The sequence below is a fragment of the Paenibacillus litoralis genome (genome assembly GCF_046244365.1).
Lineage (GTDB): Bacteria > Bacillota > Bacilli > Paenibacillales > NBRC-103111 > Paenibacillus_V.
Genome location: NZ_CP176395.1, coordinates 6,989,372 through 7,014,827 on the forward strand (window position 1 = coordinate 6,989,372; position 25,456 = coordinate 7,014,827).

The window sequence follows — 25,456 nt, forward strand, 5'->3', positions numbered from 1 at the left end:
ACGGTGAGTTTATGTAATAAGTATTGGAACAAATAGTAAAATTCGTTGTGTAAATCTAATAATACGTGCGCAACAAGTGGCTCCTAGATGGTCAATTCAATTATTAAGAAAGAGCTTTTTTGAGTTCCATTACCAATTCGCTTATTATTTTATATTGTAATATTAAAAAGCCATCTTTTTTAAACTGGGGCAGACATCCATTTAAATCCTCGTCCAAAAAACTATAGTATGTAGGTTTGAATCTATCCTCTAATGATAAGTGATGGGTAGAATGACGATATAGTTTTATTTTGTGCAAAACCTTTTGTACACCTGGTTGATTTACTTTAAAATCTGAGAAAAAGTAAACTTTACTGAGCCCCGATCTTTTCCAAACTTTTTCGAAAGTTTCTACAAGTGACTGATTAATAACATTGATAAAAGTTTTAAACGTAATTTCATTAGTAGCCAAAGGAGAATCAAGTAACTTCTGAAGATCCGGTATAGATTCATCACCTAAGCAACCAACACCGTTAGCTGATTTTAGTAATTCGTCAAATTGGCTAATTAACTCAGTTGCTACAAGTAAATTATCACTTAACCACTTTTGAGAAACTGCAGGTATGTTTTTAATTTCATCTTCTTCCTTGAGAAATTCTTTCATTATTTCTAATATGTTTTGTTCTGATAAGATATAACCCTTTTCTTTAAAACAATACTTACTTTTAGGCAAATCTATTTGAAATCTTTCAAAGTCAGTAATAACACCTTCTGTTTCATCAGCAATAACTAATTTATTAGTAAAACTAGGCATTTGTTTAATGATGAGGTTATTTGATCTTTTTAATTTTCTTAGTTTATCGTATTGCTCTTTAATATATGAACCTGTAAATTCTCTTCCACTGAAGATAACGATTACTTCTACTTTTTTATCTAATGCTCTTTGAATACACTCTAGCCAATAATCTGAAAAGCCACAAATATCGATCATTGGAATTGAAACGACCAGCTTTTTCTTAACCATATCTAATAGATTATTCCACTTTGTAAATATCTCTCCTGGACCAATACAAGGGTTTTTAATATCTAGATTTTCCATTAAGACTCTATCATTTTGAAAATATTCATCATAACTATTTTTGATTAACTGAAATCCTCTTTCTTCAAGCATGAAAATCGCCTTTTCATAACCATTTAATACATGTTTTCCATCATAAACCATAAATCGTTTATTTATTCCATCTGAATAAATAAGCACACTTAATCTACGGAATTGAGTTTTGCTACCTTCAACATGGTAGATATCAAGTAAATCCCCCTCATATTGATCTTCTTCTTTCGATTTTTTATATACTTGTCTTACCTGCTGTATGTTAATGTTTTGAACAGATGGCTGTTCAATTAATACATTTAATGGTTTTAATCCATTTTCCCTAACTTTTTTGGGTGCCATATAAGCCCGTTCTTTTTGAACCGTTCCTAAAAGCCCATCAATACCAACATGTAATAGCACTTTCTCATACGTATCCATTTTATTTTCTACAATATATTTCTGACCACGCTCCGAGACAAAATGAGTCTTTAACTCAATCAAGTCTTTGTGAACTAAGTTCCACCATGCCTCTGATACTAATGTTTCATCTATTCCAAGGATATTCGCAAGTTCCTCTTTAACAACGCCCAAGTTCGATAACCTTAATACAAACTCCTCAATTACAGGTAGTGGTTTCTTGCTAATTTCAAGGCAATGTAGGGTTCTTTTAAAAACCGGAACACCGATTTCAATATATCCAACTAGTTCTAAACCTGGAAGATCATTTGCGTATGTGTCTGCTAATTTTTCAATATTCATTACAGTTCCTCCACGACAGTACCATCAGTATTACGTCTGATATATTGTAGTATGTCTACAAATGGGTTATTCCCTATTACTTCTGCTCTCTCAACAAATCGTGCATTTCCAACAATAATCAAGCATGTTTTACCACGTGATAATGCAACATTTAATCTCCTAGAGTCAGACAAGAATCCTAATTTATTATCCTGATTATTTCTTACAATACTGTAAATAGCTATATCTGTTTCGGATCCTTGAAAGGCATCAACATTGTTGATAACAATATTAATACTTTTCCATTTATCGATATCATAGGGTTTAACTAAATTATTAAGTAATGATTTCTGTGCATCATATCCTGTAATTACTCCAACGGTAATCTTCTTTCCTACCTCTGAGTATTTTCTTTCTATCTCATCTAAGCATTTTAAAATCATCTGGGCTTCTGCGTTATTTCTTTTTGATGGCTTTACTTCCTGTTCTATATTATTTGGATGATTTTGCGTGTCAAGCCAAACAATTGCTTTAGGCCACCATTTCAATGAATGCTCACGCTCTTCAGGCTTTTTCTTAGTTTTTATGTCCGCCTCTGGGTAGAAAACATCCGAAATTAATTTAGCAATAGTAGGATGCATTCTAAATTGTGATTGAAGTACAATTTTAGATTCATCTGATATCTTTTCAAACAAATCCTCAAACAAGCTTTTTTCCAAGTCTGATTTTCTAAATCCGTGTTCTTGTATTATTTCTTTGTCAATGTTTCCATTAATGACAGGTGGTAGCTGTTTATGATCTCCTACAAGAATTATTTTTTTCCCTTTAACTATTGGAACGAGAAGTTCGGGTGCTGTAGCTCTAGCAGCTTCATCAACAATGACCCAATCAAATGACAAATCACTAAGAGCATGCCTTGAAGCAATACCAAGACAAGTGGCAGCAATAATTGATGCTTTTTGTGCAAAAATTTCATCGAATTCCTCTAATTTGCCGAGTCTAAGGTGCCATTCTTTTGTAACTTTAACCAGTGATTTCATTTGTCTAGCTTCAGAACTTAAGAATGCCATTTCAAGATCAACTTCATCTTTATTAAATTCATTTAATGGTCTATCTAATTGTTCCAGTTCTCTGGAGATATCTTCTTCATTAAGCATTAATGAACGTTGTAAATAATCTTCTAGTGCAGTTTTAGATTTTTGTTTTACATCAGTAACCCAATTATTAAGTTGATTAGCCATCAACAAAGACTCAGACTCGTGTGAAATCTTATCGCTTCTACCTACTCTTATTATTTTTTTGTCTGGTAAAAGTTTTGAAATATTTTTAATAGCGTGATCGACTGCAACATGCGATTGTGAAGTTAGAAGTATTCGTGCATTAGGTTCGGATCTTAATATTTGACAAACTATCTCTGTAATCACCGTGGTCTTACCTGTGCCTGGAGGCCCTTGTATAAGAAATACATCTTTTGTTGCTAGTGCACTCTCAACTGCACTTAAATTAGAGTCATCAAGGTTTTGAAACAATTCCCCTAAAGGTCCGAGATTATTTATGCTTACGATTTGTGGATCATGTAAAATATCTTTTAAATTGGGATTTACGGTATTACCTAGCTTGATTGCCCTTGCTGCCCTTCTTAATCTACGCAAACTTGTTTCCGCTTGTACTACATCAATTCCCAAAACTCCTCTAGGTGCAATACTTTCTAGATCATCCATTATATTTAAACCAATATTAATAATAATTTTATTATTTTCAATACCTTCAAGAGTCCCTACAGTAATTTTTTCATTATTTTTGCTACTCATTTGAATTAAGTCATTCTTTTCAAAAATGTAATCATGATTCTCAACAATAGCCTCTAAAGTGTAATCCGATATATTTACTTCGAATGATTCATAGATACACACACGTTTCTTCTTTTGAATCATTAAGAATTCTTCTTCTAAATACGAATTCCAACGACTTAATAGTTTATTCTCATTTTCTTCCCGATTCATTCTGACTTGCCTTTTCTTTTCTTCTTCATTAACACTTTCCAAAAGTTCTTGGAGCTCGTCACTCATTGGAATTTGCTGATTTTCCTTAACTACTGTCCAATGAGATTCTAATTCAATTCCTCGATTATATTCTTTCTCAAACTCTATGTAATCATCAAGGAAAACAACTTTATTAAGTACTAAATGATATTTGTCTTGGGAAATTTTACATTGATACTTCACTCGACCTGTTTTACCAATTAAATAATAATTATTCTTATGTAAATAAATACTGCTGCTGCTCAAGTCATTAGAGATAAAACGTAATGCATGATCTAATCCAGAGTAATCAATAATACCCAATTCGTATAACTGCCTTGTAGCATAGTTTGGCATCTTGATATAATAGTTTCTTTTTTGAGATACGAGTTGTATATATAATGTTTTTGCTTGTCGAATAACCGTGTGAACGCTTACGGGTCTTTTAGTGTAATCAGATCTAGTCATTTCAATTATCAATGACTTAATTACTTCTTCACAATTCATCTGTTGTACCTGGGAATGAAAAAGTTCCTTATTTGGAACAGGATCTTTATTTGTAATAAGGTAGTACAACACAGCACCTAGAGAGAAAATATCACTTTCTACACGAACATCACTACGTAAAAGTTGCTCCGGAGAAGCGTAAGAAGTTGTCATGTAATCCTTTAATGTCTCATTATGGTCATAGGCCCTACCTAAAATCTTACTAATTCCAAAATCAATTATCTTCACTTCACCATTATTTCCAACGAGAATATTAGATGGTTTTAAGTCACGATGTACAATATTATTTTTATGAGCCTCAGAAATACCATAGAGAATACCCAAAAATACTTTTAATACATCATCAACACTTAGTTGGTTATTTGTAACATAATCCTTTAAATTTTGGCCATCAAAGCGTTCTGTTACTATATATAAAGTCTCATTTTCTATTCCTGATTCAATAAAAGAAATAATATTAGGATGTTTAAGTTTACTTAGTGCGTCTGTCTCTCTTTGAAAAAGTTCTTTTATATCGGTTTTAAGTTCCGTATCAACATTTAAACTCAACTGTTTTAAGGTTACCAATTGGGATTTATTTCTTAAATCCTTGGCTATCCACACTTTACTGCTTCTGGAACCCCTGCCATTATCAAGCCGTGAAATGGGCTCATATCTATTACCAATAATCATTTTGCACCTCAGAATTATAATTTTCACTAAAAAGTACGGCACAATATTGTCTTACGAAACATTTTTAAAATAAAATTCATCAATATAATCCACAAGTCCTATTCTACCAAAAATCTACATATTTTCCCATCATTCGTTATCATTATTTATTTTTTCATTACAATGTGATTTAATTACTCAACTTTCGCAGAGCCAAAATCGGCTTAACAGCACATGAAGCTTGGCTTTGAAGTCAATTGGATAGTCGGATTGACGAAAATAGAAAAACACCTCTTTGTTTGGTAAAGTGAGAGTGTCGAAGTCTACACTACCACACAGAAGAGGTGTCTTCTCTATGATAGAGTAAAAGCAATCCCTTGATCAACTGCCAAAAGAAATCAAACCGGCTTTTCAAGAATTGAACGTCATCAAACATTTGAATGGCGCGGGTTTCAAGAAGAAATTTGGATTTACTTGCGCGTACTTATTTCGACTTGTGTTTGTTCTTTTATTTCGTCAGAAGAACTGGTTTCGCCTACCGGAGAGCAATAAAAGCGAGTCATTCCCGGGAAAGGATTCCCTGTACCGATTCCTGAATCATAGCGAGTACTCATGGCGGAGATTCTTGTTGTCGTTGAGTAGTGAAACCATTCAACGCGTTGAGAAGTTGAACTCCGGCGATCGGGTACGGCGTTCATCTTTGACGACTCGATGTTCGGAACGTAACCGAAGCAAAAAAGTGGAGATGCTGGCCCGCTTTAAGGATCATGCGACGGGCACATTCTACAAGGGGTTTAGCATGCTGACGATGGGCTGGTCGGATGGCCATTCGTTCATCCCGGTAGATTTTAGCTTACTGAGCTCCTTGAAGTCCGGCATCAACGGCAGCTTGAGGGAATCGATAAGAGAACTTCCGGCTACAAGCGTCGCCAAGAAGCGCTTCTCACCGCACCACAGGTTATCGCCGCTATGCTGGACCGCGCGATTGCGGCGGGGATGACGGCTTCTTACACCCTAATGGACAGCTGGTTTACCCATGCGCCTCTAATTCAAGAAGTCGTGAATCGCGGACTCCATGTGATTGGCATGGTTAAAAATGATAACAGGCGCTACATTGTAGACGGACAAAGACTTTGCTTGAAGTCGCTGTATGAAGCAGCACCGCGGGTGGAAGGCAAGAATCGTAACATTCTACGTCTTGTTCGAACCAAGCTTGCTCCTGGCATCCCCGTAACGGTGTTGTTTGTCCGCCATCGTTCCAAGAAAAACGAGTGGCTCGCCATCCTTACGACCGACCTCACCTTAAGAGCAGAGGAAATCTTCCGGATAAACAAGATGCGCTGGGACATTGAAGTTTTCTTCAAATGCGCTAAGTCTCTTTTGCGTCTGCAAAAAGAGTTTCAGGGCCGTTCGTACGACTTGCTGGTAAGTCATACGACGATTGTGTTTTCGCGCTACATTTTGCTTGCTTGGCAGCATCGGCAGAGCACCGATCAACGGTCTTTTGGCGGGCTGTTTTGTTTGCTCTGTGATGAAGTCGGTACGATCGACTGGGTGCTTGTCCTAGAACAACTGGTCGATTTGATCAAAGACAACTGGCATTTGGTCTAAAAACATTAGTCTGTAGTTAATGCCAAAAACATTTTATATACTCGTTCTGCCCGCCGCAAAAGGGAGAGACATTGGACATAATTAATTTTATTCTTATTATGAGCGAAGTCATTTCTAATAAACTTGAAAATAGTATTCAGTTCTTCTTGATATAACTTTATATATGGGGTGGTTAATCCGGAGTTTTTCTGAATGAGTTGCTTCAGATGATAATCCAATAACGATCTACCGTATTTGGTTACTTTATGGTGGCTTTTAATCTCGTCCTCGATAAAGACCAAGACATCTCTTACGGCAGTATCGAAATACTGGATCTCAACAAGTTTGATTACCCATTCTAGGTGTGCATGCCATTTAAATTCTTCCCCTAAATATACTTGCTTTAAGGCTTCAAATCCCTTCTCAGTTACTTTCATTCCAGTATCTAAGATTTGCGCCATTTTGGGATAAGGGCTTTCCTCAATAATATCTGTTACTAATGGTTTAGGGAAAAATATATCACCTGAAGGCGTATGAACGTAAAAACCCGAATCTTTTTCAGTAACCGCATATCCAATAGACAAATTACTTTTTTTAAACGTTTCATAACAAAGTAGACGATACTCTAAATCGTCCTCTTCAAAAACACCCTGGAGAAGCCCTTGTCTTTTAAGAACTATTAAATCTTCATCCCATATTGAAACATAAAATTCCCCAGACATACCCACTTTAAAAAGCTTACAAAAGTCTACCCCATCATCCAAGTGAAATCTCGTATTGTCTGGATAATTACAGAGAACTTCCAAAGCTATCACCCATCCATGACCAGGCGGGTATATTGGCCAGTCGGCGTGTATTGCTTCAAAACCATATTCATAATACATACCATTCGTAATAAAAAAGTTCTCATTTTTACTCATTACAATCTCCCTTTACTCGGTTTAATCTAATAGCTAAAATTGTGAGATCTCCAAACATCCAAAATATACCTATAATGATATTTTTGCAATCGAATTTCTCGAGTGTTTATAACTATCCTACTACCCGATAACGCAGCAAAGCTGCCGCTTGTTCGCTGCGGCAGCCTCGTAGTGTGTTGTATTCAGCACTTGTTACCCGTTACTTTGAGCGCGTTGTCCCCCTATACCAACTTACCTGAGGAAGCCAAAGCTACGTTATTTGCATAATTCAATTGTCTTAACAACAAACAGTTTACCTTTAATATAGTACCAAGAGTCACTTGCTTTCGATTAACATTAACTTCGTAATAAACTCCCAATCCGTATCTACAAACATGTTCTGGGAGAGTAGTGCCATCAAAAGACCAAACGTCATCAAATGTATCTTTAGTCAATGCAATTAAACGATTTTTATCTTTGAGCTTTTCCGATTTCTTATTTGTTGACTTTTTCATTTCAATGGCGATTAAATTATCCTCATTCAAACACCTTCCTCTACTATGTATTATTAGATCGCAATTGATCGCTATTGCTTTGAAATCTTCATTTACAATAGTCTTAACCTTTCCCATATTCCTATTATATTCAACGTCTACATAATAGTTTGAGAAGTCAGTTCCTTTTATCTCTTCATATAAATATAGCATTAATGCCCCACATAATGTCCGCTCAGATACTCCGCTTGTAATAAGATCTGACTGCAAATTAAGAAATTTACTGTTTGCTGTCTCAAAGAGACCTATCCGTTTTTCATGCATCATTTTACCTCTTTTAAGAATCTGTCTAGTTGGTTATTTCATTAGCGAATTAATATTTTTAGCGCTAAACGAGCTAACGTGCAAATTTAGCATATGCTGTTCTTCTTCCAAAACATCGGACATCCACTTTTTCAAAAGCAAGTTATTTTAAATCTATCGTTTTTCTCCCATTAGAACTTTCCCTAATCTTAATTTTGTGTGGATCGAGTATCACCCTATGTAAATGATCGCTGTTAAATGTAGGTAATTTTTCGTACTTTTTCACTATATCACTTGTAAATATATTTGAAAGAGTACCCAAGGGTTTAATTAATATAATGGCATCTCCAAACAATCGGAGCATCCTTCCATACGATAACAAACCGGTTACAAATTCAATTTTCAGGTTTTCTTTTTTACAATACTCAACAACATTGACCATCTTCCGATTGAACTCCAGCAACGTCTTAATATTCTCTGCAATATGAATTTCAAAAGTATTATCAAACCGCCTGTAACCTGCTATTTCGTATTCTTTTCTAACCTTTTTTTGATAACAAAGGATGTAGTAGAAGTACCAAGCGTAATACAAGAGTAATAAATAAAAGGGAACTTGAATTACTGTAAATCCAAAGAGAGTACCTGACAGAATAAGCAGAAGTATAACAACTAGAGCACGCATAATAATTGCAGTATATCTGACCCCAAGAAGCAGTAGTGTTATTGATTTAATTATTCGCATCTTCAGTCCCGACTTATTTATTATTTTTTTCATTATTGACCATTCGACACTTATTGACTATATTCCTTTTAACACACTAGAGCAACGATTTAAGTTTCTCTATCATGTATTTATCAAATGAAAAGGTAAGTAATTTATCAAAATGTGAATGTAAGTAGGCACCGCCACTTCCTAACAAGGAGAAGATTATATTTTGATTAGCATAAACAAGGAGCTATTGTACGGAATTCGGTTCGAAGTCTTGAAACCTTAAGCTATACCGTTACGATTTCAGAAGTCTCCTAATCTACTGCGGATCATCAATATCCTAGACGCTGCACATTTTAAAAGAATGAGCTGCGTCTTCTTCAGTATTGTCTTTTTACCCAGGAATCGAAGTGAATTTTCATGGTAGTTGAATAGCAAAAAGAGACCCACAGCAACGGGCTGAGGGTCTGAGTTTTATATTTAGAAGGAGTTGATTTTTATTATAGACTTAATTCATTAATAGCACATGAAAATAAGATTTAAATCTTGTTACATTTACTCTCTCGTTTTTCGATAGATTAATGTTTTTCTGGCTAACTAAGCCAACCTTGATTATCTGCTTCTAATTACTTAGTTTTTCAAATTGCTGGATTAGTTATTATTGTATAAAGCAATAAAATTGGTTGACAAAAAATTGAATTTGTAATTAGTAGCCCCAATAACCTTCCTTGAAGGAAAGAAAGCAACTTAACGTATATTAATTCTCAGCTTGGGTATCAGACCCATCCTCGATCTTGTACAAGAATGATGAAAAACACTAAATACACGCAATCAAACCGTTATATTAGAACTCAAGATTTGTTGCTCCTAAGTTTAAGTTTTATTATTTCAAAGGCTTCCATTTGATTATTGGTATTCAATTCTCTGAAATCCTAAATTATTCCAAATTTATTAGATCATAAACTATTTTATTTTGACTCTCAGTTCCATTTAATAACCATTCAAGTGGACATCCGAATTTCAAATGAATAGAAACAGCAGTTTCTACTGAAGGCTTACTATTTCCCGATTCTATATCACTTAAACTACCTTGAGAAACTCCTATTAACTTTGCAAATTCAATTTGGTTAAGGTTATGTATTTTTCTGAGTCGTCGTACGTTTCCCCCAATGACATTCAAAAAAACCCCCAAATCGATACGATTTATGACAGCGTTAATTACAGAGATTTTTAAGACGATTTTTCTAAGTAATTTTCATTTGCTTATTAAGCTTTAAAAATTCCTCTCCACGAATGGTTATAAAAAATCCCGATGTGTCAAGGCTTTGAGCCACATCGGGACTGTCTTAGTTGTGACAAATCTACGTTCCAAATCGGTGACAAACTATATTACAAACGGTGACAAAGTGAATTACAACTCACAGATATCAGGTTCATTTAGCTGCGGAACTCCTGTAGAAAGATAAAAATTACTGGCTTCCCCCAACAATTCCTCCCAATCCCCGCAACTCCTTGTCCCACAAGGCATGAGAGGCATTTTAGAATCATAATCGGAACAAAAATTCTTGTCTTTTTCGGAGGCTGAATCGGATAAATATCGGAGCAAAATCGGGCTAATTGTGAACGAAACGAGATAAAAATAATGTCAAAAAGAGCAGAGCAAGTATCAGGGTTGAATGGGATTTCGATTGGATTAAAGATTGAGAAAATACTTGGGTAAAGGCATGCCGAAACCCGCAGACCCTTGATACGCTTGATTTTATGCTTAGTTAAAGAATTCAAGATCAGTCAGAGAAATCCCTGCTTCGTTCGCCGCGGCGGATAAAAAGACTGGAGAAGGATCAAGTAAGTAACCGAACCTGTTCCAGTCTTTAGTCTTGTTTGGACACTAATTTTTATTCATGGACACTTATTTGGGGTCGTGGACAGGAATTATTGTTGTTTGAAACTCCCGTTGGCGCGCCGCCTCGAACAGCAGCACCGTCGTCGCCATCGCGACGTTCAGCGATTCGGCTTTGCCTCGCATCGGGATGATCGTCCGGTGCGTGACATAGCGCTCGACCTGCGGCGATACGCCGCTGCCTTCGTTGCCGACGATCAGCCAAGTCGGCGCCTGCAGATCCAGCTCATAGCAGTTGGCTTCCGCCTGCAGGCTCGTTCCGACGAGCCGGACGCCCTTCGCATTCGCTAACGGCAGCAGCTCGTCCAGATCCGCTTCGGCGATCGGCAAATGAAACAGAGAGCCCATCGTGGCGCGCACCGTCTTCGGGTTGTACAGATCGGCCGTTCCGCGGCCGAGGACAATACCCGTAGCCCCGGCGGCATCGGCGCTGCGTACGATCGTGCCGACGTTGCCGGGATCCTGTACGCCGTCCAGCACGACGACGAGCGGCTGCGGGTGCTCCAGCAGGCTGAGCGGCGCGAGCTCCGGCTTGTCCGCAACCGCTACGACGCCTTGCGGCGTCTGCGTATCGCTGCATTTGGCCAGCACCTCTTCGGACACGCCGATACAAACCGAGCGGTCCGGCAGAAGCGGCGCCAGCTCGGCGGGCAGCCCCTTTTCAAGCGAATAGAGCAGCGCTTCAAGGGCGATGCCCGATTGCAGCGCTTCTTGGACGAGATGCGTGCCCTCCACGAGAAACTTCCCTTGGGTGTCGCGGCCCTTTTTGGTGAGGAGCAAACTCCACTGCCTCACCTTAGGATTTTGTACGGACAAAATTTGCATAGTCATAGGAATGATTCCGATTCCCTTCTATTCCGAGAACGACATTTCAAAATGCCGCAAATCTTCGTTTTTGCCGACAACGACGAGTATGTCGCTCTCGCCGATCAAATCCTCGGCATGCGGAGCGATGTTCATTTTGTTGTCGTTCTTGATCGCCATCACGTTGCAGAAATATTTGGCCCGAATATCAAGCTCCCGCAAATTTTTGCCGAGCATCGAGCCGGAAGCCTTGATCTCCACGATGCTGTAATCTTCCGAAAGCTCGATATAATCGAGGATGTTGGGCGATATTAAATGATGAGCGACGCGCATGCCCATATCCCGTTCCGGGAAAATGACTTTATCCGCGCCGATCTTCTTCAGCACCTTGCCGTGAAGCTCGTTCTGCGCTTTCACGATAATTTTGGAAACGCCGAGATCCTTCAAGATGAGCGTAGTCAAAATGCTCGATTGAATATCTTGACCGATCGCGACGACAACGACGTCGAAGTTGCGGACGCCTAGTGCCCGAAGCGCTTCTTCGTCGGTCGTGTCCGCTTGAATGGCATGCGTTACGATGCCGCTTATTTCCTGTACCCGCGCTTCGCTGGAATCGATGGCCAATACTTCAAAGCCAAGCCCGCTTAACGATTTGGCCACGCTCGAGCCGAAACGGCCCATTCCGATTATGGCAAATTGCTTCTTCATCGGCTGTTCGTCCTCCACTCGTGTTCTTCATCCTTATTATAGCACACAACCGAGAGCCGCTCGACAGCGTCTGCCGATACCCTTGCCCTTCCCGCGGAGCCGAAAGAAAGTCCGCCGAAACTTATTATTCCCAAGCGGCGCTTATCCACGCTCGATGGATGAAGGCGGGCGAATCCGGGCAAAGTAAACCGGAAACGAAGCGTGTTTAGGCAAGATATCATGACAGCGGAGGTCGTTCTTCATGAATTTGGATTTGCGGCAGGCGATCGTACAGCGGGTTCAGGACAAATCGGACTCGGAATTGCGGGAGGTTATCGAAGGCTCGATCGGCGGCGACGATCGTGCGCTGCCCGGACTCGGCGTTCTGTTCGAGATCATTTGGCAGCACAGCGATGCGCCGACTCAGCAAACCTTGGTCGATACGCTAAAAGACCATCTGGTTCATTAAATCGATTGTTTACGAGGATTCATTCACAGGCCATGCGCAATAAGCATGGTCTTTTCCTTTAAGCAAACCGGCAAAACGTATTCTCTATCGAGCGCTTACGGGCGGCGGTTCCCTCCGAGAAAGCCTCGTAATCGCGGGCAAATACATCCAGAATATCGTCAAATGTCTCGAACGGATAATACTGCTCGCCCGAATCCGTCAAAAAACGAGCCAGCGTGTGGCGGGCAAAAATCCAATCCGCAAAACCCGATCCGTACAGATCGCTGACGCCGTCTCCGATGTAAACGACTTTGCTTCCGGTTTCTTTCACCCGCCGAACGGCATCCGCCTTGCAGCAGCCGCACCAGCGGCAGCTTTCATTCGGGTTTTGAAATCCGAGTGAATATCCGCCGTCAGGCAAATAGCGAATCGGGTTAGAGATCACTTCCTGTACTTGAATATCGAATTTGCGCGTTAATTTTTCTATATAATAAGCCATGCCGTCGCTCAGAATGATAACCGGAATTCCCCGTTCGCTGCAAAAGTCGAGAAACCTTAGCGCACCTTGACGCGGAGAAACGTTTTCCAGCAAAGCGTCGACTTCCTTCTGCTTGCCTTCGAGAAAAGAGTAAGCCACCTCGATCCATTTCATCGTGCCGAGCTCTCTGTCGATGAACTTGCGGGTCACCTCCTGCGTTTCCGGACGTTCCATGACGCCAAGCTCCTTCATTAGAATATCCCCAACGTCCTCCTTCATGAGCGTGCCGTCAAAATCCGTGACGATTACCAGGTTGTTCATAGTCCGGTCCCCTCTCGTACTGCATTTCGATGCCATTGTTTTCATATCGTTTTCAAAACCGCGCAAAACAAAATCCTCCCTTCGTGAGAAAGGAGGATTCGCACGTCCTATGACCAGTGTACCCGCTCAGTCAGAGAGCGTCAACCGCCGTAGAGGACTAATAGGCATTGCCAAACGTTCGTTTCTTATGCTAAATTCAGATCCAATTGATCTTCTTCATCTCGGTTGAACGAATCCCTGTCGAACTCGCCTTCCGAGTTGGCCACGAGCAGCGAGGTAACCGTCGTTCCCGTTGCATTGACCGCCGTACGGCCCATATCGACAACGGCGTCGATCGCAAGCACCAGACCAAGACCTTCGAGCGGCAAGCCGAGCGCGGTCAGTACGACCGTGGTCGAAATGGACGCCGGACCCGGTACGCCGGCAACCCCGACGGACGAAATCATGCTGACTAGCACGATCAGGATGTACTCCGAAATGCCCATCGGAATATTGTAAACTTTCGCTACGAAAATGGCTACTACCGCAGGCCACACGCCTCCGCAGCCGTTCATGTTCATCGTTGCTCCGAGCGGCGCTATGAAGCTGGCGATTTTCGGGGAAACGCGCAGCCGCTTCGTAATAACCTCCAGGTTAACCGGCAAGGTAGCATAGCTGCTTCGGGTCGTGAACGCGACCGCGATCGTCGGATACGCTTTTTTGAAAAACTTGAACGGATTCACCTTCGCCACGAAGGTCACCAAGCCGCCGAACGTTACGATGAAGTGAATGATCAATGCGACGTAGGTTGCCAAAATCACTTTTACGAGCGGGGACAGCGTTTCAAGCCCGTACTTCGTCGCCATTGCCGCAATCAAGGCGTAAACCCCGTATGGCGTCAAGCGAATGATGTATTTGATAACCTGGTGCAGTACCGCAGCCAGCGAATCGATAAACTGTTTGACCGGCTGCACGACGTCCGGCTTCTTCGAGCCGACGTGTACGATCGCAATCCCGACGAAGATGGCGAAAATAAGAACCGGTACGACCTTGCCCGCCGCCATTTCGTTAATCGGATTGGACGGAACGAGATCAAGGATAACTTGCGAGAACTTCGGAATATCGCGAGGCTTGAAGTCTTTCGACACCGCTTGCTCGATGCCCGCTCCCGGATCGATCGCAAGGGCGACCAGAAGGCCGATCAGCGCCGCGATACCGGTTGTAATCAGAAACCAGGAAATTGTCTTGATCCCGATCTTGCGCAAGTGTCCCAAACTCGATATCGAAGTAATGCTGCTGATGACCAGTACGACGACCAGCGGGATAACGAGCATTTTGACCAGGTTGACATAAATCGTGCCGATCGTTGTGACGCTGGTAGCGTCCAGCTTGTAGGAATTGAATACGATTCCGCTGACAAGTCCCAGCCCAAGGGCAAGCAGGACCCGGTAACCGAAGCCCACACGCTTCCGCGCAAGGAAATAAAGAAGGCCGATGACAACTACGGAAACAAGCAAGCTTATCCAGTTCGTCTCGATGGCCGTCCACAAGTTGTTTTTCAAGCGACTCATCTCCCATTTTACCTACCTGACTAGTAGGTGTTTCTTAGTTAGTAACGATAATACTTCCGTTTCTTCAAACTGTCAATATGATTTTTACGTTATTTTTCATCTCCCGTCCGTTGCGTATAGGATGCCCGAAACCTTGATTTATTCGTACGGCTCCGCCGCTATGCAGGACGGTTTGGATCAAAAAAAGCAAAAAGACTTCTGCACAATCCGCTGAAGTTTTTTTGCTTTTGCTATAAGGTATGCTAGAAAATGATATGTAGAACGTTATATCTGTAAGCGCTTAACTTGCTCTTTCGTTGCTTCACGATGCCTTTAGAGTCGCCATTCCAGCTTCGTCATGCCTATCGGCAAAGGCTCCGGCGCCGTGCACACGCTCTGCATCGCATAGTGCTTGCCTTCGCGGGACGCGTCATGAAACCCGTGCATGGCTTCCAGCACATGGTACGCCAGTTCGCCGCTGGCGAGATGAGGACGCCCTTTCACGATCGCTGCGACCATGTCGGCCACGCCAATGCCTCTGCTGTTCTCCGAGAAGCCGTGCGTTAACGGAATCTCCGCCCATTCCTTCGTTCCTTTGCGGCGGTATTTGACCGGGCCACCGAACGTGTTCGGATCGGGAACGACAAGCGTGCCAAGGCTTCCATATACCTCAATCCTCGGCAGCGTGGAGCCTCCCGAGATGTCAAAACTCGTCATGAGCGAGCCGACCGCGCCGTTGCGGAAGTCGAATACGCCGGAAACATGCGTCGGCACCTCGACCTCAACCGATTGCCCGTATTTCTCTGCGCTGGTCACAATCCGTTCGGGATACGTGATGCGGGCGGATCCCGTGACTCTTTCAATCGGGCCGAGCATGGCTACCATGGCGGTCAAATAGTAGGGGCCCATGTCGAACATCGGGCCGCCGCCCTTCTTGTAGAAGAACTCCGGCGCAGGATGCCAGGACTCCGGCCCGCCGCTTGCCATAAAGCCGGTTGCGCCCACCGCCTGGCCGATCCAGCCGTCGCGGATCAGCTTGATGCACGTCTGGATGCCGCCGCCAAGAAACGTATCCGGCGCGCAGCCGACACGCAGCCCTTTTTCCGCAGCAAGCTCCAGCAGCTTCCGGCCGTCTTCGCGGGTAACCGACAGCGGCTTCTCCACGTATACGTGTTTGCCTGCGCGCAGCGCCTGCATGCAGACTTCCGCGTGAGCGGCCGGTATCGTCAGGTTGATGACGAGCTCGATTTCCGGATCGGCAAGCAGTTCTTCCACGCTGCAGCCTTTGGCGATGCCTTGCTCTTCCGCCTTTGCTTTTGCCCGCTCGACATCGATATCCGCACAGGCTGCAATCTCGTAATTGCCGAACAGCTCCTTGGCATTTTTGAAATAGATGCCGCTAATATTCCCGCATCCGATTATACCTACTTTGGTCACATTCACGAAAAGCCCTCCCTAAATAAATGGATACTTGCTCAATTGTCGAGCCGATTTATACTTCTTCGAGCCTCACCCAACGCCGCTCCGCGATGGAGCGGTCGACCGCCTCGAGCACTTCCTGGCATTTCACCCCGCAGGCGAAGCTCGGTACCGGCTGGCGGTCCTCTTCAAGCGCTTCCATGAGCTCGACCGCTTCGTGGATAAACGTGTGCTCGTAACCGATCGTATGCCCGGGCGGCCACCACGCTTCGCTATAGGCATGCGCCGGGTCGGTCGCCAGCACGCGCCGAAACCCTTGAACGTCGGCGTCGTCTTCCGCCAAATACACCTGCAGCTCGTTCATCCGCTCGAAGTCGAACTTGACGCTGCCGAGGCTTCCGTTGATTTCAAAAGCGTTCGTGCAGCGGTGGCCGGCCGCGAAGCGCGTCGCCTCGAAGCTGCCGAGCGCCCCGTTCGCGAACCGCGCCAAAAACAACGTGGCATCGTCCACCGTCACCGGACCGCGCGGCGCATCTGCGCTGCCTTTGGCGCTCAGCCCCGTCATGGAGCTGGGGAGCGGACGCTCTTTGACGAACGTTTCGTTCGTCCCGACAACCTCGGTCATATCGCCGATCAAATAATGCGCGAGATCGATCAAATGCGCGCCCAAATCGCCGTGCGAGCCGGAGCCGGCAATATCCTTTTGCAGCCGCCAAACGAGCGGGAATTCCGGATCGATGATCCAATCCTGCAGAAAGACGGCGCGAAAATGATAGATGCGGCCGAGCCGCCCTTCCTCGATCAGCTTGCGGGCAAGTCTGACGGCGGGCGCGAAGCGGTAATTGAAGCCGGTCATGTGCTTCACGCCGGCCGCTTCCGCCGCTTCAAGCATTTCGCGAGCATCGGCCAGGGACAGCGCCAGCGGTTTTTCGCAAAAAATATGCTTGCCGGCCTTCGCCGCCGCCAGCGCGATCTCTTTGTGCGCATCGCTTGGGGCGTTGATGTCGATCAAGTCGATGTCGTCCCGCGCGACAAGCTCGCGCCAGTCCGTCGTCCAGCTGTCCCAGCCGAATTGCTCGGCCGCCTGCTTGACGCCTTCTTGATCCCTGCCGCAGATCGCTTTCATGACCGGCCGGACCGTCTTCGGAAAAAACATATGCAAATCACGGTAAGCGTGGCTATGGGCCTTGCCCATAAACTTGTAGCCGATCATGCCGATATTCACTTGTTTCATCCTCACGCCTCCTCCAAGATTCCCGGCGAATATTATGCCGAGCGGGTAAGCACTGTTGGCAAGCATTTTTGAAAAGATCGGGTTAGCATTGCGTGCTAGAGAGCACTAGCAAGCTTAACGAGAAGTGAAGGCAGTGACGTACACGAGTTAGCGTAACCGAAAGCGAAGGCTGTGCCGTATACGAGTTAGCGTCAAGGTAGTCGTCTGTGATACCGATGCCTATTGCTAGAGCTGGGCAAGCAGCTCCTTCTGCCTAAGTTTCAGCCGTCACTTCTCGCGAAGTCCGCTCGATTTCCGTACGACGAGCCGCGTGCCGAGTATTTCGCGCTGGGCGTTTGCCCCTTCGGAGCCCTCAACCGGCGCGATCAGCCTTTCCGCCGCCCGCTTGCCCATTTCGTAGAACGGCACGTGAACCGACGTTAGAGGCGGATCGGTCACGCGCGCCGCATCGGAATCGTCGTAGCCGACGATCGCCGGTAACGCTTCCGTATTGACGCCGAGCTCGCGCAATCCTTGCATCAGACCAATCGCCATCCGATCGTTCGCTACGAAGATCGCGTCGAGCGCATCGCGCATCGCGTATACGGCAGCGGCCGCTGCATACCCGCTTTTGCGGCTGTAATTGCCTTCGAGCATCAGCGCGGGATCGAGCGGCATCCCTGCTTCCGCGAACGCCGCCCGAACCCCTTCCAGCCGGTCGACGCTGTTCGAGTAGTCGAGCGTACCGTTGAGGAAGGCAATGCGCTTCGCACCCTGCCCGATCAAGTGGCGCACCGCCTCCAGACTGCCCTGCGCATGCTCCGCATCGATTTCCGGAAACGTCTCGCCGATAAAATGCTGGTTAATCAGACAGAAAGGGTGCCCTTCCTCCTGCAGAAGGCGAAGCGCCTCCCTCTCCTCCGGCACGTCGCGCGACCCGAGAATGATAAGCGCATCCACCTTCTGCGACTTGAACAATCCGGCGTAGTCCATCGACTCCAGCGGTGACCGGAACATCAGCAGCAGATCGTAGCCGTTCTCACGCACCGTCCCGCCGATCCCGCTCAATACTTCCGCAAAGTAGTAGGTGGAAAAAACGTTCACCTTCGGCACATACGGCAGCACAACCCCGAGGTTACCGCTCTTGCGGCGTACGAAGCTGCGCGCCAGTGCGCTGGGGTAGTAATTTAACGCCTTCGCTGCCTCCAACACTTTGCGCTTCGTTTCTTCCCGGATCGGCCCCACATTATTTAGTACGCGCGACACGGTCGCTTCAGACACGCCCGCTCGATCCGCGACTTCTTTTCTGGTTGTCATGGGTAATCCTCCGTTATTCCGTCTATCCCATTCCCTATGTACGCACGTACATGTACACGTGTACATTATGCGCCCGATAGCCTCGCTTGTCAATCGTTTTTCCGCCTTTTGTAAGGCATTTCCGTATGCCGCCAAGCACACTAAAGGAGTCTTGAAAATGATATTGATAAACGCCTTTCTAAGACGCCGCAGCCGTACATTTGCCGAGTAGAACAACATCTCTCGAAGTTTATATTGGCTCACATCAAATACTCTCTCCCAAGGGGGAAACGAGTCGTATCTTTCAAGCCGGAAACCTTGCGCGCATCGAAAGGTACCCTTGAAAAGGGTCTATCCGCCGTCATGCAGCGCCGCAACGGGCAGGGGAGAACCGCGTTGTTCCAAACCAAACGCCGGAGACAATCACTCCGGCGTTCCTTGCCCGCGGGCATATGTTGCAAAATATGCAGCATTTTCTATCGTTTTCTTGCATCGGCAGCCCGTTTGTTGTATGGAATACAACATTTCGTAGCATTCACGATCCCTTTTCCCCCATAAGAGGCATTTATGTTGCAAAACGTACAACATTCCCTCTATCGCTGCTCTCTTTCGCGATAAAATGTTGTATAGCGTACAACATTCCCTCCATCGCTGCTCTTTCGCGACAGGATGTTGCACAGCGCAGAACAACAACGCCCCCTCAACCGCGCCCACTTGGCGGACAATCGAAACTACGGCCGGCGGCGTCTCTTCAAAAGGGACCCGCTAGCGTCAAAAGCGCTCAGCTCCCGCTTGCGCCTCGTATGGAACGAACCGTGTCCAGCAGCTTCCGTAAACCGCCTGTCATATAGGCATCGTTCCGCCATATGAGCACCGTCGACACCCGCCCAAGCTCGCCGGGAATCGAAAAACAGCGAATGCTGCCTTGCCGCTCCAGCTGCTCTGCGATCGACCTGGTAACAAGCGAGATGCCGAGGCCCGCCTTGACCACAGCTAGCAGCGTTTCCAGCGTGCCTACGCCGAATTCCATGACTTTTGCCGGCTTGATGCCTTCCGCCTCCAGCCATTGCATCAGCCTTGCGCGGTACCCGCAGCCGTCCCGGAACACGAGCAGCGGCCTTGTCTTGCATTCCTCCAACGTTGCCGGCCCGCCTTCGGCTTTGGCAATAAGAACCAGCTCCTCCTCCATCAGCTGCTCTTGCGCGATATCCGGATGCCGGATCGGCCCGCTGACGAAGGCGCCGTCGAGCCTGTACTGGAGAACCTCTTTCAGCAGTTGCTCGGTCACGCCGGTCATAAGCGACAAATCGATGCGCGGATACCGCCCGTAAAATTCGGACAGCAACCGGGACAAGCTGGACACCGTATCCACCAAACCGATGACCAGAGGGCCGGACGGGTCGTCCGAATCCTGGAACGCCCTTTTGATCTCCTCGATCGACGCGAGCACCTGCTCCGCATAAACGATCAGCCTCTTCCCGTCTGCCGTTAACGCAACGCCTCGGCGATGCCGGTTAAACAGCACCGTCCCGAGCTCCTGCTCGAGCTGCTGGATTCTGGCGGTGACGTTGGATTGCACATAGTTTAACTCCTTCGCCGCCTTGCTGACGCTGCCGTGATCGGCAACCGAACGAAAGATGCGAAAATCGCTTATTTCCATGCCCTGTTCCTTCTCTCCCTCATTGTGACATCAATTTTAATGATGAAATTTATCAATTTCAATCATTTTACATGATGGTAAAGGGAGGATATGATAAGGTTCGCATCAATCATCGAGAGGCAGGCTTCGTACATTCATGAATAACCATCGCATGTTAAAAGGCGCCGCCCTGTGCTTGACGGCAAGCGTCGCATGGGGAGCCATGTTCCCAATCGCGGAGAACGCGTTTGTCCACGTTAGCCCGACTTATTTTTCCGTTATCCGTTACACGCTCGTTTCCATACTTCTGCTCGTTCTGCTGTGGGCGAAAGAAGGCAAATCCGCTTTGCGTCTGGAAGGCCGGGGCAAGGCGCTGTGGTTCTATGGAACGATGGCGTTTACCGTATACAACCTGCTCGTATTCTGGGGGCAAAATCAATTGGGGACGTCCGGGGTCATTCTGGCATCGGTTCTGGAAGCGCAAATGCCGATCATCTCCGTGCTGCTCTTCTGGATTTTCAAGCAGCGCAAGCCGCAGCCTTTGACGATCTGCTGCATGGTGACGGCATTCATCGGCTGCTTCCTGGTGATCACCAAAGGGGATGTCAACGCGTTCCTGCTAAGCGGCGGCGGCGTTTTGCCGGTTCTGCTTATTTTTGCCGGGGTGGCGGGCTGGGTGGTTTATACGATAGGCGGGCATGCCTTCAAGGATTGGTCCGTCCTCCGCTATTCCGCTCTTAGCTGCGCTCTCGGCACGGCCACCTCCCTTGCGATCGTAACCGTCTTGACGGCATTCGGCGCGGTGAGCGTGCCTTCCCTTCAAGCGGTATTCTCAGTCGGCTTCGAGCTGGGCTTCATGGTGCTGATAGCGGGTATTGCGGCGCTCATCTGCTGGAATTCCGGCATTAAAATACTGACGCCGATCAACGGGATTCTGTTTATCAATTTCGTACCCGTGACGACCTTCATCATATCGGCTCTGCAAGGCTACCGGATCACCGTCCATGACGGGATCGGAACGCTGCTGATCGTCGGCGCCTTGATCGCCAACAACTTATATCAGCGCAAAAAAGCGGCCGGTCCGGCGCCGGGCGCAGCCGGCTAAGAGCACACTCCTAGCGGCTTGCGACCAGCGCAAGCTCCAGCATCTCTTCGGCTCGGTAGGCGGACGTTTCCGTCTGGTCGATCGATTCAATCACGAGATGCAGCTCCTGCGACAAATCGATCTCATGCGTACGTCTTAGCGTCTCGCCGCGGGCGTTGCGGATCACCCTGACGACCGGCCTCAGCAAGTGCTTGTCCACATCCGTCACGATAGCGTATTCTCCCGAGCTTAACCGCACGTTCGAGCCTGGCGGAAACAGCTCCAAATGACTGCAAAACCGCCTGACATCCGCCAAATCGAACAAGGAGCCCGCGCAGCTGTAAAGCAGCTCTACGACTTCATGGCGAGGCATCGGGCATTCCCCTCCGCGTCCGTGAACGAGAACGTCGAAATAATCGATAAGCCCGATCCACCTCGCGAACGGATCGATCATTCCCTCCTTCAGGCCGAGCGGGTAGCCGCTCCCGTCGATACGCTCATGGTGCTGCAAAACGGCGATAGCCGTCAAATGCATCAGTCCGAAATGCTTAAGCAGGGTGTAGCCTTCCTGAGGATGCCGGTTCGAATCGCAGGTGAATCTCAAACTGCCGAGATCATGCAGCAGAGCGCCGAGACCGAGCGCGTACAGCTCTCCGCCGACGCATCCCGAGCGCAAGCCGAACGTAATCGTGTTTACGCAAACGTGGAGAGCGTTTTCGATAAAATGGCGTTTGCGCGAATCAAGCGTCATGGCCGCCCACACAAAAGGCTTAAACATCCTCTGCCCGTTCAGCAAGACGTTCGACAGCTTCTCTACCGCATCCCGGCAATTGTCCAGCATTTCGGCAAGTCCGTCCGTGCTCCTGTCGCGGTAAAGCCGGTCGTATACGCCGGCTAGCAGCATCTCCAGCGCGTGCATCGTTTCCTTATAGCGGGCGCTGTCGGTTCGTGCGCTGTCCTGAGCGTTTTCCCTGATGTGAAGAACCTGTATGCCGATACGCGCAAGCTTGTTCAAGCTCGTTTCCGTCAACACCGTGCCTTCTCTGATCAATAAGCTTTTCCCGTTCAAATATACCGATTTCCCTAATATCATGCCTTTGCCGCAATGCTGTATCGGAAGCAATCGCATGCTACATTCCCCTTTCGCTGCACCTATCCTGATATGCAGTATAGAAGAGCCGAAGCAAGCGGAGAAGGATGAACTTTTCTCATCCCGGGGGGTGAAAAAAAATCATCCTACCGGGCATTCCATTGCTCTGTTATACTGTCTTTGAATGTATGGGAACGGATGGTGGCGTGAAGATGAATCGTATTCGCGTGTTGTTGGTAGAGGACGATCCTTTTTGGAAGCAGCAATTGTCCGAGGATCTGCAGCTCGAAAGCGATATCGAGTTCGTAGGCATTGCAGATACGAAGGAGGCGGCCGTTCAAGCTGCGCAGGAACGGGAGATCGACGTTATTCTGATGGACATCAACTTGACCGGCAACAACCTCGACGGCCTGCAAGCAGCCGAAATGGTAAGCCGGCTCAATACGCAAAGCAAGGTCATCATGCTGACCTCCATGACGGAGAAGGAAGTTATTCTGAAGGCCTTTCAGGTCGGAGCGGTCAATTATATTACCAAATCAAGCTATAAGGATATCGTAAAAGCGATCCGGGACGCGCATGCCGAGCGCGCTGCCATTCACTCCGACGCCGCCGATCTGCTGCGGACGGAAATCCAGCTGATGTCGCTGTCCCCGATGGAGCGCGAAGTGTTCGAGCTGCGCAAGGAAGGGCTCAGCAAAACGCAAATTTCGGAGAAATTGAGCAAATCGGTCAATACGATCAAGTCGCAGCTGCGCAGCATGAAAAATAAACTCGTGTTTTTTAAGGAGGACTGACGAGATGTCAGTTTTCACTACCGAGAGCGGTTGCCGTGCGCCCGATTTCTTGATGACCGGGCCCATAACGAACGTTCGCTGCGCGGGCTGGCGGTGTGATCATCCATGATTCAGATTGTCCTCGTACTCCTCATATGTTGGGGGCTCGGCTTGTTCCTGCTTTTTACGAACGGCCGCCATCTCTTCGCGCGTTCGGTCGGGATCGTGCTGCTGGTCGGAGGCTGCGGGAGCGCATCCGTCATCTTACATGACTTTATTCCCATCTGGTGGCCGGACTTGTATCGATCGCTAGGCGATCCGGGGCGGTATGCGGCTTTCGCCGGCAACGCCTATTTGAATATGAACTGGTTTGAAACCTCCTTGTTCTGGCTTACGCTGCTGCTGGCCGGAACGACGCTGTATGCGCTCAGTTATGCGTTCTTGTTGAGTGCGATCCACTTCGACCATACGATCCCCGCCGCTTGGCGCACCCGGCTGTCCGTTGCACTCGGCATTCCGGCTCTCGCTCCCTTCGCTTGGCAGCTCCTCCAAGTCGCGGTTTATCCTGCTTACAATCCGAACGGCGTTCGTATCGGAATCATTTCAGGCGATCCGGCAGTCGTCACGGGTATCGGTTATCTGTTTGCCGGCACCTTCTTGTACGTGCGCGCGTGCATGAAAGAACGGGATCCGGCAGCGCGTCCCCAAAAGCTGAGGGCAGCCGCTATCGTCTCCATCCCGGTCGTGGCGATTTATATGTTCGATTTCATCGCGATCCGCAAGCTGATCGTCATGAACTATTTTAACACCCAATACCGGAAATCGCTGATCCTGTTCAACGACATGAATACGTTTCACACGGTCGTTGTCGCGGCCGTTATCGTGACCTTCTTCATCTTCGTGATGCGTTACGGCTTGCTCGGTCTGAAGCTGCGGCTGGATAAAGACAGGCTGGACACGTCGCTGCGCGCGATGACGGCGGGAACGCGCATGTTCAATCATACGGTCAAGAACGAAGTGAGCAAAATCAATTACATCGGCGAACGGCTAAAGCAGCATATCGAGAACGGCGATAAGGATGCGGCGCTCCGCATGGTTTCCGGCCTCGAGCGGATATCCGCGCACATGCTCGACATGACCGGGCGTATCAAGGAAAAGACGGACGACATCGTGCTGCGCGAGCATGACGGCGAGCTCAATCCGCTGATCGAGTCGACGCTCGCTTCGCTGCTTCCGTTAGCGGAAGAACGCGGCATCTCCTTCGCCTTCATGTCCGGCAGCCGTATCCGGCTTCGCTGTGACAAAACCCATGTCGCCGAAGCGGTCGGCAACCTGTGTCTGAATGCGGTCGAAGCCATCCGCGCAAAGTCGGCTTCAGGCGCGATGGCTGCCGGAGGCGGCAAAGTAACGGTGAGCGTTTCGCGCAGCGGGAACGACGTCATCGTCGCCATCGCGGATAACGGCGTCGGTATTCCGAAGACCCAATGGGGAACGGTTTTCGAGCCCTTCTATACGACTAAAAACAATGCGTCCAACTATGGCATAGGCCTTAGTTACTGCTACGCCGTCATGCAAAAGCACGGCGGCACCGTCTATATCGCGCAAAGCGAGCCCGGCGTCGGAACGACGATCGCGCTCCGCTTTCCGGCCTGGCGCGCGTCGAACGTCGAGATCGCCTTGGAGGAGCGGAAGCAGCCGGTGCCCCATGCGACGTAACAAAAAAGGATCCCGAACGGCTGCGATGCAGCGATCGGGATCCTTTTGCGTAGCTGGGGAGGCGGCGAATGCGAG

At 47.0% G+C, this 25,456-nt stretch carries 20 protein-coding genes; 5 read left to right on the plus strand and 15 right to left on the minus strand.

Translation table 11 applies throughout. The features are described 5' to 3' along the window. Positions 1-103 precede the first annotated feature (103 nt). Entirely contained in the window at positions 104-1,831 is a 1,728-nt protein-coding gene (locus ACKGJP_RS29400; protein ID WP_409342323.1) for a hypothetical protein, read from the minus strand. Then, positions 1,831-5,010, minus strand: coding sequence for an AAA domain-containing protein (locus ACKGJP_RS29405; protein ID WP_409342324.1), 3,180 nt, complete (start codon positions 5,008-5,010; stop codon positions 1,831-1,833). Before ACKGJP_RS29405 ends, ACKGJP_RS29400 begins: the two co-directional genes overlap by 1 nt. A 948-nt stretch (positions 5,011-5,958) precedes the next feature. On the opposite strand from ACKGJP_RS29405, the gene ACKGJP_RS29410 reads away from it, so the two are divergent. Beyond that, a complete protein-coding gene (locus ACKGJP_RS29410) occupies positions 5,959-6,600 on the plus strand; it encodes a transposase (RefSeq protein ID WP_409342325.1) in 642 nt (213 codons plus the stop codon). A gap of 5 nt (positions 6,601-6,605) precedes the next feature. Here ACKGJP_RS29410 and ACKGJP_RS29415 read toward each other — a convergent pair whose 3' ends face one another. The 6 genes from ACKGJP_RS29415 to ACKGJP_RS29440 form a co-directional block, all read right to left on the minus strand. Beyond that, the gene (locus ACKGJP_RS29415) at positions 6,606-7,499 is read right to left on the minus strand and encodes a hypothetical protein (protein ID WP_409342326.1); all 894 of its coding nucleotides are present in this window, start codon (positions 7,497-7,499) and stop codon (positions 6,606-6,608) included. Between the two features lie 221 nt (positions 7,500-7,720). Further along, positions 7,721-8,299: a hypothetical protein gene (locus ACKGJP_RS29420; RefSeq protein WP_409342327.1), complete on the minus strand. Its 579-nt coding sequence runs from the start codon at positions 8,297-8,299 to the stop codon at positions 7,721-7,723. Between the two features lie 139 nt (positions 8,300-8,438). Next, positions 8,439-9,050 (minus strand): hypothetical protein, encoded by a 612-nt coding sequence (locus tag ACKGJP_RS29425; protein WP_409342328.1) that lies wholly within the window; start codon positions 9,048-9,050, stop codon positions 8,439-8,441. 871 nt (positions 9,051-9,921) lie between these two features. After that, on the minus strand, positions 9,922-10,164 hold the full coding sequence (locus ACKGJP_RS29430; protein ID WP_409342329.1) for a helix-turn-helix domain-containing protein: 243 nt from the start codon (positions 10,162-10,164) through the stop codon (positions 9,922-9,924). A 729-nt stretch (positions 10,165-10,893) separates the two neighbouring features. Then, the gene (locus ACKGJP_RS29435; RefSeq protein WP_409347289.1) at positions 10,894-11,709 is read right to left on the minus strand and encodes a TrmH family RNA methyltransferase; all 816 of its coding nucleotides are present in this window, start codon (positions 11,707-11,709) and stop codon (positions 10,894-10,896) included. 27 nt (positions 11,710-11,736) lie between these two features. Beyond that, entirely contained in the window at positions 11,737-12,396 is a 660-nt protein-coding gene (locus ACKGJP_RS29440; protein WP_409342330.1) for a potassium channel family protein, read from the minus strand. A 241-nt stretch (positions 12,397-12,637) separates the two neighbouring features. On the opposite strand from ACKGJP_RS29440, the gene ACKGJP_RS29445 reads away from it, so the two are divergent. Beyond that, entirely contained in the window at positions 12,638-12,844 is a 207-nt protein-coding gene (locus tag ACKGJP_RS29445; protein ID WP_409342331.1) for a small acid-soluble spore protein SspI, read from the plus strand. Positions 12,845-12,902: 58 nt separating this feature from the next. Here ACKGJP_RS29445 and ACKGJP_RS29450 read toward each other — a convergent pair whose 3' ends face one another. The 6 genes from ACKGJP_RS29450 to ACKGJP_RS29475 all read right to left on the minus strand — a co-directional run bounded on the left by ACKGJP_RS29450 (position 12,903) and on the right by ACKGJP_RS29475 (position 20,739). Further along, on the minus strand, positions 12,903-13,622 hold the full coding sequence (locus ACKGJP_RS29450; protein ID WP_409342332.1) for an MtnX-like HAD-IB family phosphatase: 720 nt from the start codon (positions 13,620-13,622) through the stop codon (positions 12,903-12,905). Between the two features lie 185 nt (positions 13,623-13,807). Then, complete coding sequence (locus ACKGJP_RS29455; RefSeq protein WP_409342333.1) at positions 13,808-15,163, minus strand: dicarboxylate/amino acid:cation symporter; 1,356 nt, start codon at positions 15,161-15,163, stop codon at positions 13,808-13,810. A gap of 321 nt (positions 15,164-15,484) precedes the next feature. Further along, positions 15,485-16,594 carry a Gfo/Idh/MocA family protein gene (locus ACKGJP_RS29460; protein ID WP_409342334.1) on the minus strand — a complete coding sequence of 370 codons (1,110 nt, stop codon included), beginning with the start codon at positions 16,592-16,594 and terminating at the stop codon, positions 15,485-15,487. Positions 16,595-16,643: 49 nt separating this feature from the next. Then, on the minus strand, positions 16,644-17,804 hold the full coding sequence (locus tag ACKGJP_RS29465; RefSeq protein WP_409342335.1) for a Gfo/Idh/MocA family protein: 1,161 nt from the start codon (positions 17,802-17,804) through the stop codon (positions 16,644-16,646). 267 nt (positions 17,805-18,071) lie between these two features. Beyond that, positions 18,072-19,100: a LacI family DNA-binding transcriptional regulator gene (locus ACKGJP_RS29470; protein ID WP_409342336.1), complete on the minus strand. Its 1,029-nt coding sequence runs from the start codon at positions 19,098-19,100 to the stop codon at positions 18,072-18,074. A gap of 760 nt (positions 19,101-19,860) precedes the next feature. Then, positions 19,861-20,739 carry a LysR substrate-binding domain-containing protein gene (locus tag ACKGJP_RS29475; RefSeq protein ID WP_409342337.1) on the minus strand — a complete coding sequence of 293 codons (879 nt, stop codon included), beginning with the start codon at positions 20,737-20,739 and terminating at the stop codon, positions 19,861-19,863. 136 nt (positions 20,740-20,875) lie between these two features. On the opposite strand from ACKGJP_RS29475, the gene ACKGJP_RS29480 reads away from it, so the two are divergent. Beyond that, the gene (locus ACKGJP_RS29480; protein WP_409342338.1) at positions 20,876-21,823 is read left to right on the plus strand and encodes a DMT family transporter; all 948 of its coding nucleotides are present in this window, start codon (positions 20,876-20,878) and stop codon (positions 21,821-21,823) included. A gap of 10 nt (positions 21,824-21,833) precedes the next feature. Here the strand turns inward: ACKGJP_RS29480 and ACKGJP_RS29485 are convergent, their stop codons facing one another. Beyond that, positions 21,834-22,931, minus strand: a complete 1,098-nt coding sequence (locus ACKGJP_RS29485; protein ID WP_409342339.1) for an HD-GYP domain-containing protein — start codon at positions 22,929-22,931, stop codon at positions 21,834-21,836. Between the two features lie 173 nt (positions 22,932-23,104). Between ACKGJP_RS29485 and ACKGJP_RS29490 the strand changes: the two genes are divergently transcribed. Together ACKGJP_RS29490 and ACKGJP_RS29495 are read left to right on the plus strand one after the other, a co-directional pair. Next, positions 23,105-23,686, plus strand: a complete 582-nt coding sequence (locus tag ACKGJP_RS29490; protein WP_409342340.1) for a response regulator — start codon at positions 23,105-23,107, stop codon at positions 23,684-23,686. Between the two features lie 105 nt (positions 23,687-23,791). Then, entirely contained in the window at positions 23,792-25,381 is a 1,590-nt protein-coding gene (locus tag ACKGJP_RS29495) for a sensor histidine kinase (protein ID WP_409342341.1), read from the plus strand. Positions 25,382-25,456: the final 75 nt, after the last annotated feature.

Excerpts from the sequence above, each read along its gene's own strand:
- ACKGJP_RS29400 (WP_409342323.1), bottom strand. The coding sequence starts at position 1,831 with ATGAATATTGAAAAATTAGCAGACACATACGCAAATGATCTTCCAGGT.
- ACKGJP_RS29405 (WP_409342324.1), bottom strand. The coding sequence starts at position 5,010 with ATGATTATTGGTAATAGATATGAGCCCATTTCACGGCTTGATAATGGC.
- ACKGJP_RS29410 (WP_409342325.1), top strand. The coding sequence starts at position 5,959 with ATGCTGGACCGCGCGATTGCGGCGGGGATGACGGCTTCTTACACCCTA.
- ACKGJP_RS29415 (WP_409342326.1), bottom strand. The coding sequence starts at position 7,499 with ATGAGTAAAAATGAGAACTTTTTTATTACGAATGGTATGTATTATGAA.
- ACKGJP_RS29420 (WP_409342327.1), bottom strand. The coding sequence starts at position 8,299 with ATGATGCATGAAAAACGGATAGGTCTCTTTGAGACAGCAAACAGTAAA.
- ACKGJP_RS29425 (WP_409342328.1), bottom strand. The coding sequence starts at position 9,050 with ATGAAAAAAATAATAAATAAGTCGGGACTGAAGATGCGAATAATTAAA.
- ACKGJP_RS29435 (WP_409347289.1), bottom strand. The coding sequence starts at position 11,709 with ATGCAAATTTTGTCCGTACAAAATCCTAAGGTGAGGCAGTGGAGTTTG.
- ACKGJP_RS29440 (WP_409342330.1), bottom strand. The coding sequence starts at position 12,396 with ATGAAGAAGCAATTTGCCATAATCGGAATGGGCCGTTTCGGCTCGAGC.
- ACKGJP_RS29445 (WP_409342331.1), top strand. The coding sequence starts at position 12,638 with ATGAATTTGGATTTGCGGCAGGCGATCGTACAGCGGGTTCAGGACAAA.
- ACKGJP_RS29450 (WP_409342332.1), bottom strand. The coding sequence starts at position 13,622 with ATGAACAACCTGGTAATCGTCACGGATTTTGACGGCACGCTCATGAAG.
- ACKGJP_RS29465 (WP_409342335.1), bottom strand. The coding sequence starts at position 17,804 with ATGAAACAAGTGAATATCGGCATGATCGGCTACAAGTTTATGGGCAAG.
- ACKGJP_RS29470 (WP_409342336.1), bottom strand. The coding sequence starts at position 19,100 with ATGACAACCAGAAAAGAAGTCGCGGATCGAGCGGGCGTGTCTGAAGCG.
- ACKGJP_RS29475 (WP_409342337.1), bottom strand. The coding sequence starts at position 20,739 with ATGGAAATAAGCGATTTTCGCATCTTTCGTTCGGTTGCCGATCACGGC.
- ACKGJP_RS29480 (WP_409342338.1), top strand. The coding sequence starts at position 20,876 with ATGAATAACCATCGCATGTTAAAAGGCGCCGCCCTGTGCTTGACGGCA.
- ACKGJP_RS29485 (WP_409342339.1), bottom strand. The coding sequence starts at position 22,931 with ATGCGATTGCTTCCGATACAGCATTGCGGCAAAGGCATGATATTAGGG.
- ACKGJP_RS29490 (WP_409342340.1), top strand. The coding sequence starts at position 23,105 with ATGAATCGTATTCGCGTGTTGTTGGTAGAGGACGATCCTTTTTGGAAG.
- ACKGJP_RS29495 (WP_409342341.1), top strand. The coding sequence starts at position 23,792 with ATGATTCAGATTGTCCTCGTACTCCTCATATGTTGGGGGCTCGGCTTG.